Raw genomic sequence first — 8,266 nt, 5'->3', positions numbered from 1 at the left:
CTGAGTTTGGATACGCCGGCGTCAACGCTCAGTAGACCCGCTGGGGTGGCAGTCGATTTGTCCTCTATTGCCAAGGGTTATGCCGTCGACCAGTTACATGAACTGCTGCGGCTGCAAGGGATCGCTAACAATCTGGTGGAGATTGGCGGCGAGCTTCGCGCGTCCGGAGAACGCCCTGAGGGCGGCCCATGGCGCCTTGCCGTAGAGTCCCCAGATCCGTCCAAGTCTCGATTTATCGAGGCCCTGAGTGTCAGTAACGCGGCCGTCGCGACATCCGGAGACTACCGCAACTATTTCGAATACGAGGGAAGAAGGTATTCTCACCTCGTTGATCCGCGAACGGGTTATCCCGTGGCTCATGAGTTAGTGTCGGTGACCGTCATTGATCGTCACTGCATGGTAGCTGACGCTTGGGCGACTGCATTACTGGTACTCGGTCTCGATGAGGCTATTGAGCTGGCGGAGAGCGAAGGCTTAGCCGCGCATTTTGTTTCTCGGGGAGCAGATGGGCTTGAGGTACACTACACCGAGCCGTTTGACGCTTATCGGCAAAATACACAGCCCAGGGAAGAGCCCGAGGGGTAAGCTTTCCGGCGCAACGCGTCACTGACGTCATACTGGAGTTGTTATGGTTTTTGTTCTCGCATTCCTCGTTATGGGCTTGATCATGGCTGGTATGGCCATTGGTGCCATGACGGGTCGTGGGCCGCTGAAGGGCTCCTGTGGCGGGCTGTCGGCTGTGGGCATAGAGGGGCGCTGCGAAATTTGCGGTGATGATCCGAGCCTTTGCGAAGAACAGTCTCAAGGCTCCATACAAAACGCGACCACCGATGGCGAAGCGCGCTTTTACGACGCCAGTAAGTAACAGCTGCAGAATTTGATTCATGGCCTCCTACACTCGGTTTTTGGGGCTGCGTTACGGCTTTAGTCGACAACGTTCGCGCTTCACCGCGTTGGTGTCTCTGGCTTCGATGCTCGGAATGATGCTTGGGGTCGCCAGCCTGATTACCGTGCTTTCAGTGATGAACGGTTTTGGGGGAGAGCTGCAAGGTCGTATTCTTGCTCTCGTTCCTCATGCCTACGTGGAGCTGCATCCCAATGAGCAGCAAGCCTCGGCTGACCAGGAAGTCGACAGGACAGCGGCGCTGTCTGCTGGCCTGCTTTCTCACCCGAATATTCTCGCGGTAGCACCCTTTGTGCGTGAGACAGTCCTTTTCTCGGGCCCCTATCGTCAGCAGGGGGCATCCCTTACCGGGGTAGATGTCGAAAAGCAGTCGGGATTGACGGAGCTTGATGAGTTTTTACTCGCGGGAACCCTTGACGATTTAAACACTGATTTCACCGTTATCTTGGGAGCCGCTCTCGCTCGAATGTTGGGCGTGATTCCCGGCGATGAGATACGCATTGTCCTCCCACAAGTGAGTACGACCCCTCTGGGTTTGTTTCCCAGGTCCCGCCTGCTAAGGGTTGTTGGATTGTTCGAGGTCGGTGCTCAACAAGATGCGCTGTTGGCCTATGTATCGCTCAACACGGCAAATCGCCTGTTAAAGAGCGGCGGCACTAGAGGTGTGCAGATTCGTACCAACGACCTTATGACAGCGCCGAGTCTGGGTGCTTCGTTAGAAAACGCGATCAGTGGCCTCGGCGTTTACCGACCCTGGAGTGAAACACAGGGCTCACTGTTTCGGGCGATTCGTATGGAGAAGATCACCGTAAGTATTCTGCTTTTAAGCGTTGTGCTGGTCGCCGCGTTTAACGTGGTTTCCACCCTGGTAATGGCCGTGACGGAGAAGCGAAGGGATATTGCGGTGCTTCGCACCATGGGAGCTACGCCGATCGGGATTTCGAAGATCTTTTTGACTCAGGGTTTGGCGCTTGCGCTACTAGGGGTGTTGGCGGGTACGGTAGTGGGCGTGTTGCTGTCAATTTATGTTGCAGATGTGGTGGATTTTTTTGAAGGACTTTTCGGCGCACGGATTTTTGATCCGTCGGTCTATTTTATTTCTCGATTGCCGTCTCAGCTGATGTGGGTCGACGTGTTGGTCGTAAGTGTCGCGGCGACTTTGCTGAGTGTGATAGCGGCGATTTACCCGGCTTGGCGAGCCAGTCGCATAGCCCCTGCTGAGGTTCTCCGTTATGAGTGATTCACTGGCGCTAAGCTGCCGTAACGTACACAAAAGCTATGAAGATGGTCGGTCCCGCGTGACGGTTCTGCGTGGTGTTGATTTTGCGCTCGAGGAAGGAGAAAAGGTCGCCATCATTGGGTCTTCGGGGTCCGGCAAGTCGACGCTTTTGAATCTTCTTGGTGGGCTCGATCATGTGTCCGAGGGTGAAGTCGCTCTGGCGGGTAAAGTGCTGACTCCAATGTCCGAAAGCCAGCTGGCGGCTTGGCGAAATCTGCACCTGGGTTTTGTGTACCAGTTTCACCATTTACTTCCAGAGTTCTCCGCTCTGGAGAACGTGGCAATGCCCCAATTGATTGCCGGTGTGTCGCGCCGGGAAGCGCAGGCTAAAGCAGCTGCGATGCTCGACGAAGTTGGGCTGAGTAATCGCAGTACACATCGTCCCGGGCAGTTGTCCGGAGGGGAGCGGCAGCGAGTGGCTATTGCTCGAAGCCTCATCAATAACCCCGGCTGTGTTCTGATGGATGAGCCCACGGGAAATCTGGATCCGGATGCAGCGGAGCAGGTGTTGGAATTGATCGATAAGCTCCGTGAAAAGCACAGCGCCTTCGTTGTCGTGACTCACGATCTTGGCGTGGCACGACGCATGCAACGGGTGCTGCGACTGACTGAAGGCCGACTGGAAGCTGCTCCGTGACACTGTGGGAGACTCTGCGAATAGCGCTGCGCTATACCCTGGCATTTGGGCGGGGGCATCTCTCCGTGTTTATGGCTGGAGTATCGATAACGGGCTTGATTCTAGGCACAGCTTTGTTGCTCACGGTGCTCTCGGTTATGAACGGTTTTGAGCGGGAAATGCGCGAGCGTATCCTGGCTTTGGTGCCTCATGTGACCGTGCATACCCCTCCTGACGGTGGTGAAGAGTACGGCCTACGTGAACGCCTGGAAGCCTTGCCTTTTGTGCTATCAGTTTCCCCATTTGTGAGCTTTGACGGGATGGCTATTCGCGGTAGAGACGTCGTTGCGATTTCTGGATTGGGACTGGAGTCAATGCCATCTCCGCTTCCCGATATGGTCGAGCTGCCGAAGTTTGAAAACTTGTCCGGCGTAGTGCTGGGAGATTCTGTTGCGGAGCGCTTGGGCGCAGATGCCGGGGACAGCATTACCGTTATAGTCCCACCCCGCGGTGGAGGAAACCGCACAGCCATCGGTACCCAGCGTATTGTGGTTGCAGCGGTGGTAGATACCGGTACAGAGCTTGACGAAACCCTGAGTCTGATGTCCCTCAATCAGGCTTCGGTGCTTGCGGGCATCAATAACGGTAATCAACAGGGCATCAGCGGTTTGCAGCTGCGCTACGAGGATCCCTTCGAAGTGGAGCAATTGCTCTCTCAGTTACGCCAGGAGTTACCTCCCGGGAGTTACGCGACCACTTGGCGTATGACTCACGGAAACCTGTATGCAGCCATTCAACTGTCTCGCGATCTAGTGGTGTTGTTGCTGACGTCAATCATTGGGGTGGCTGCATTTAACGTTGTCTCGGCTCTGGTACTGATCGTGATTGATCAGCGCGGAGCTATCGCAATTATGCGAACCTTGGGTGCGACCCCAGGCAATATGGCATCCGTGTTTATTGCACAAGGTTTGATCATTGGCATCATCGGTTCAGCAATCGGTTGTGCCCTTGGCGCGGCACTGTGCACTGCACTGCCCGGGATTGTGGCGAGTCTTGAGCGAGGTCTGGGTTTCCAATTCCTCAGCACCGACGTTTACCCGGTATCGTTTATCCCCGTCGACTTAAGGGGCGGCGATGTGTTGCTTATCGCGAGTGTTGCAATCTTTATGTGCGTGCTTGCGGCGTTGTACCCTGCTATTCGTGCGGCGCGTCTTCAGCCCGCCAAGGTTTTGCATCAGGATCTTTGAGAACGGAGCTTTTTGCGCTTCTTCCATTGTCTGGCGACGCGGATGCGCCAAAGTACGTTGACCACAAAGTAGCCAAGACTTCCAAAAAACAAACCGCAAAGCAGGCAGCCAGCGACCAGCGGACGCCAGACTCGCAGCAGCTCTTCTTCAACCCACTGAACGCTTAAGGCGAACTCTACTTCTTTTAGGGGGACGTCAATAACCAGCGCGCCTACCTGATACGCCAGATAGAAAATCGCGGGCACGGTGAGGGGGTTGGTTATCCAAACGAGGCCAACGGAAATCGGTAAATTACATCGAAGCATGACCGCCCCTAAGGCTGCTAGAAGCATCTGCCCGGGAACCGGTATGAACGCCAGGAAAAGGCCCACAAAAAAAGCCATCGACGCAGAATATCGATTGATATGCCAAAGGTTACTGGCGTAGACCCAGTCACCAAGAATATCCAGGGCGCCATGCTTTCGAAGTCTGGCGGGCGAGGGCATCAGCGATTTTAGGGTTTTTCGCGGCATTCTCAGCTGATCACAATTGCTGTTCGATGGCACGCAAATGCTGTTCGTTGAAAAGAGTTGTCGTGCTTCACTAGAACACCGGCCACGTAGCGGAAGATTCCTGAATTGTGCGTAACATTATGCCGTTCGCAGGCCAGCGTTGGTAGCGCCGTATGCACTATTGCTTCCTTCCTTGCTTACGGGGGTTCTGGCGTTACAGTTGCCGATACTGCCGACTTTCGGACAGTTGTTACTAGGGCTAACAACTGCCACTGCCGCGGTTTCTCTTGGAGTCTTTGGCCTTGTATCAAGCGGTACTTGGGCGAGCGGATTTTGGGCCGGGCGTTATTCGTTAAACGGGTATCTGATCGCTGCTGTCGCTGCGAGCTGTATTTGCACAGGCCTAGTCTTTTTCCACGCCGCTGCTTGGCAACAGTGGCTTCTATCACCGCTCTGTGAAGGAAAGACGCTTGCCGTAGTCGGCACTGTTGATGGATTGGCTGAGATGCTCCCTGGGCCGAGACCAGTTCTTCGATTTGACGTGCGCGTGCGGAGTATCCTTCCTTCAAGCTGCGGAGGGCCCAGAAGTCTGCGAATGTACCTGGACCCCAATCATCAGATGATGGCGGAGCTGATAGACGGGCGCTCTACGAAGTCAGCGTCAGAGTCAGAGATTTTAAACGTGCCGTCAGTTTTGCTGCCGGGTGCGAGCATAGAGTTCGAAGCACGTCTTCGCCGTCCCTGGGGCTTGGTTAATCCGGCGGCTCAGCAGGGCGAGAAGTTTTATCTGACATCAGGCATTCACGGCGTGGGATCAGTGGCTCGTCTTTTGTCGGTGCCTGATGGACGGCGGGGGCGTGCCCTCAACCTCGGTCTCGTAGACGCGATCGACAGAACTCGCCATACCGTCTCATCTGCAATTCAAGAAGAGGTTCCCGGTGACGTGGGCGCGTTACTGTCAGCACTTGCCGTAGGTGACAGGAGAGCTATAACTAGTGATGTCTGGAGTCGTCTGCGGCTTTTTGGTTTGACTCATCTTATGGTTATCTCGGGGATGCATGTCACGCTGCTATCGATTCCTGGATGGTACCTTGGGTTGGGCCTTTCACGTACCTTAAGCTTGTTTCTAGCGAGAGGGCGCGGCTTACCACAATTAGCCCCGTGCGCCGCCCTCACGTTTGCCGGTGCTTACGCACTGATCTCAGGGTTTGCCTTGCCCGCGCAACGCGCACTTCTCACCCTGGGTCTAGTGATGTTACCCAAACTGTTGGGTCGGACTACGAACTCTGGTTGGTCATTCCCTATCGCAGTATTCGGCCTGTTTGTTCTCAATCCCCTCAGTATCATTACGCCCGGTTTTTGGCTTAGCGTGGGTGCGGTGACGCTTCTTCTTTGGTTTACGGCCTGGCGAGGCCGTGCCACGTGGCTTCGCAGCCTTTGGAGTGCTCAGGGCTACATGCTTCTGGCAATGATTCCCCTAAGTCTCTTTTGGTTTCAGGAGGCCAGCAGCGTCGGAGGAGTTATCAATCTAGTTGCTATACCCGTGATAACGTTCCTAGTCGTGCCTCTTGTCTTGAGTGCTATAGCTCTGGCTCCGCTATTTCCCGATATTGGGGCCGGACTACTGAATTCAGCGGCGAGTTTGCTGGGCATCATGTGGTCGGGTATGGCGTACTGGGCGCCAGTTTTAGGCCGGGAGAGTGTCCTGCGGCAGAGCCCCCATGAGCTTACATTTGTGATGCTTATGCTTGCCGTTGTTCTGTGGGTGCTCCCAAGGTTCCGCGGTCGGTTCCTTGTGATAGCGCTACTGGCATCTCCCATCGCTTTTATGTCTCGGGGCGCTGATAGTGGCGTAGAGATTGTGTTCTTTGACGTGGGGCAAGGTACGGCAGTGCTAGTGCGTCAGGGACGAGAGGCTCTGCTCTATGACACTGGCGGCGCTCACTCAGCGGAGGCCTCCGCTGCAAATCGGGCTGTTTTGCCGATGTTTCAATCCCGGGGAATCAATGTGCTGGACACCTTGGTGATTAGTCATCCGGACAATGACCACGATGGGGGAGAGTCTGCGGTATCTGGGCGGGCGCCGCCAAAGCAAATCAGGCGGGGCGTCGCGGTAAAAGAGAGCGAGGCCTGCAGATTGGGCGAAGCCAGACATTTTGGTGAATCAGTCACTCTTCGCTATCTATCGATGAGCCTGTCGGGCGATAGTGATAATAATGCCTCCTGCGTTTTGCTGGTGACCGTTTTTGGCAAGAGCCTTCTTCTGGCTGGTGATATTGCTTCATCGCGCGAACGGGAGCTTTTGAGTTACTGGGGCTCGCAGATACGAGCTGACATACTGCTCTCAACGCATCATGGCTCTGCCGGGTCAAACAGTCGGCTGTGGCTGCGATCAGTGTCCCCAAGCTTGATGGTGGTTACGGCGGGACGTGCCAACCGTTACGGGCATCCTGCGCGAAGGGTCATCGATGACGCACAGGATTCTGGCGTTACTGTACGAAACACCGCTTCCCACGGGGCGGTCACCCTGAGAATCTCTCCTGGAGGGAAGATTCAGTGCCGGGCCGCCAGGCATCGCTGGGCGCCATTTTGGCGGCGTGGTGAATTTACGCGTAATTGCCTTCCTCCCTGAGGGGCCATCCGCGGTTATAATCAGACCCTTAGCCAGAGGAGCCTGACAGTGCTGGAACTAATCACCGCCGGCGGTTTGCTGATGATCATCATCATCGCTTGCTCGGTCGTAGCAATTGCTATTTGCATTGAAAGAACCTACGTGTTGAATCGTCGCCGAATTGCACCGCCGCACTTACTTGCCAACGTCTGGAAACAGTTGAAGGCGGGCGAGTTGGACGCGACCAAATTACGTAATCTTCGAGACTCATCTCCCCTCGGAAGGATCCTCGCCGCAGGACTTGCGAATGCACATCATGGCCGCGATGTCATGAAGGAGAGTATCGAAGAGGCTGCCGGCCACGTAGTTCATGACCTTGAAAGATACCTAAATACCCTTGGCACCATCGCGGCTATCGCTCCGCTACTGGGATTATTGGGTACGGTAGTTGGCATGATTAGAGTGTTTGCCGAAATCATGTCTCAAGGCACGGGTAATGCCAGCGCGCTTGCAGGGGGTATCTCCGAAGCGCTGATTACTACCGCCGCGGGCCTTTGCGTCGCGATACCTGCCCTGGTAATGCACCGGTACTTTAGCGGGCGTATTGATGGCATTGTCATTGAGCTCGAGCAGCAAACCATAAAGTTGGTTGATGCACTGCACGCGCGGGAAGAGGGGCGTGATTCGGCGTGAAGTTTCGTCGTCAAAGCCGGGAAGAGCTCAACGTTAATCTGACGCCGCTGATTGACGTGGTGTTTCTGTTGCTGATCTTCTTCATGGTGTCGACGACATTTACCCGTGAAACTCAGTTGTCTGTGGACCTGCCCGAGGCAACAGGCCTTGTCCGTGATGAGGTTGAGAAGCAAGTAGAGATTCTTATCGACGAAGCGGGCAATTATCGGGTTAACGGGCGCGCACTCGTTGATACCAGCATGCGGACTTTGCAGGCAGCGGTTTACAAGGTGTCTGAGGGCGATACGACTCTCCCGCTAGTGATATCTGCCGACGCGCAGGCTGCGCATGAATCTGTGGTTAGGGCCATGGATGCGGCAGGGCAAATGGGATTTAGCCGACTAAGCATAGCGTCCGTTCAGCCTACACCTCAGACGCAGTGATTC

9 protein-coding genes are annotated in these 8,266 nt (G+C 55.2%); 8 read left to right on the top strand and 1 reads right to left on the bottom strand.

The genetic code is table 11. The features are described 5' to 3' along the window. The 5 genes from AB8B76_RS04040 to AB8B76_RS04020 all read left to right on the top strand — a co-directional run. A partial coding sequence (locus AB8B76_RS04040) for an FAD:protein FMN transferase (RefSeq protein ID WP_405270514.1) occupies positions 1–585 on the top strand: 585 nt, incomplete at its 5' end. A 43-nt stretch (positions 586–628) separates the two neighbouring features. Beyond that, positions 629–865, top strand: coding sequence for a (Na+)-NQR maturation NqrM (nqrM, locus tag AB8B76_RS04035; protein ID WP_405270512.1), 237 nt, complete (start codon positions 629–631; stop codon positions 863–865). Positions 866–884: 19 nt separating this feature from the next. Further along, positions 885–2,144 (top strand): lipoprotein-releasing ABC transporter permease subunit, encoded by a 1,260-nt coding sequence (locus AB8B76_RS04030; protein ID WP_405270510.1) that lies wholly within the window; start codon positions 885–887, stop codon positions 2,142–2,144. Next, positions 2,137–2,820: a lipoprotein-releasing ABC transporter ATP-binding protein LolD gene (lolD, locus tag AB8B76_RS04025; RefSeq protein ID WP_405270508.1), complete on the top strand. Its 684-nt coding sequence runs from the start codon at positions 2,137–2,139 to the stop codon at positions 2,818–2,820. The genes AB8B76_RS04030 and lolD overlap by 8 nt, the downstream gene beginning before the upstream one ends. Next, the gene (locus tag AB8B76_RS04020; RefSeq protein ID WP_405270506.1) at positions 2,817–4,046 is read left to right on the top strand and encodes an FtsX-like permease family protein; all 1,230 of its coding nucleotides are present in this window, start codon (positions 2,817–2,819) and stop codon (positions 4,044–4,046) included. Before lolD ends, AB8B76_RS04020 begins: the two co-directional genes overlap by 4 nt. Here the strand turns inward: AB8B76_RS04020 and AB8B76_RS04015 are convergent. Next, a complete protein-coding gene (locus tag AB8B76_RS04015) occupies positions 4,034–4,558 on the bottom strand; it encodes a DUF2062 domain-containing protein (RefSeq protein WP_405270504.1) in 525 nt (174 codons plus the stop codon). The genes AB8B76_RS04020 and AB8B76_RS04015 overlap by 13 nt on opposite strands. Positions 4,559–5,132: 574 nt before the next feature. On the opposite strand from AB8B76_RS04015, the gene AB8B76_RS04010 reads away from it, so the two are divergent. Genes AB8B76_RS04010 through AB8B76_RS04000 form a run of 3 tightly spaced genes read left to right on the top strand, consistent with a single transcriptional unit; the run spans position 5,133 to position 8,263 of the window. Further along, positions 5,133–7,169: a DNA internalization-related competence protein ComEC/Rec2 gene (locus tag AB8B76_RS04010; protein ID WP_405270502.1), complete on the top strand. Its 2,037-nt coding sequence runs from the start codon at positions 5,133–5,135 to the stop codon at positions 7,167–7,169. A gap of 48 nt (positions 7,170–7,217) precedes the next feature. Then, entirely contained in the window at positions 7,218–7,841 is a 624-nt protein-coding gene (locus AB8B76_RS04005) for a MotA/TolQ/ExbB proton channel family protein (protein WP_405270500.1), read from the top strand. Beyond that, positions 7,838–8,263 carry an ExbD/TolR family protein gene (locus tag AB8B76_RS04000; protein ID WP_405270498.1) on the top strand — a complete coding sequence of 142 codons (426 nt, stop codon included), beginning with the start codon at positions 7,838–7,840 and terminating at the stop codon, positions 8,261–8,263. Before AB8B76_RS04005 ends, AB8B76_RS04000 begins: the two co-directional genes overlap by 4 nt. Positions 8,264–8,266 lie beyond the last annotated feature (3 nt).

This window comes from Congregibacter sp., assembly GCF_045107095.1.
Classification (GTDB): Bacteria; Pseudomonadota; Gammaproteobacteria; order Pseudomonadales; family Halieaceae; genus Congregibacter.
The sequence above is the reverse complement of the archived record's forward strand: the minus strand, read 5'-3'. Positions and strand labels throughout refer to the sequence as shown.

Coding starts and splice junctions, on each gene's coding strand:
- nqrM (WP_405270512.1), top strand. CDS start 629: ATGGTTTTTGTTCTCGCATTCCTCGTTATGGGCTTGATCATGGCTGGT.
- lolD (WP_405270508.1), top strand. CDS start 2,137: ATGAGTGATTCACTGGCGCTAAGCTGCCGTAACGTACACAAAAGCTAT.
- AB8B76_RS04010 (WP_405270502.1), top strand. CDS start 5,133: ATGTACCTGGACCCCAATCATCAGATGATGGCGGAGCTGATAGACGGG.
- AB8B76_RS04015 (WP_405270504.1), bottom strand. CDS start 4,558: ATGCCGCGAAAAACCCTAAAATCGCTGATGCCCTCGCCCGCCAGACTT.
- AB8B76_RS04030 (WP_405270510.1), top strand. CDS start 885: ATGGCCTCCTACACTCGGTTTTTGGGGCTGCGTTACGGCTTTAGTCGA.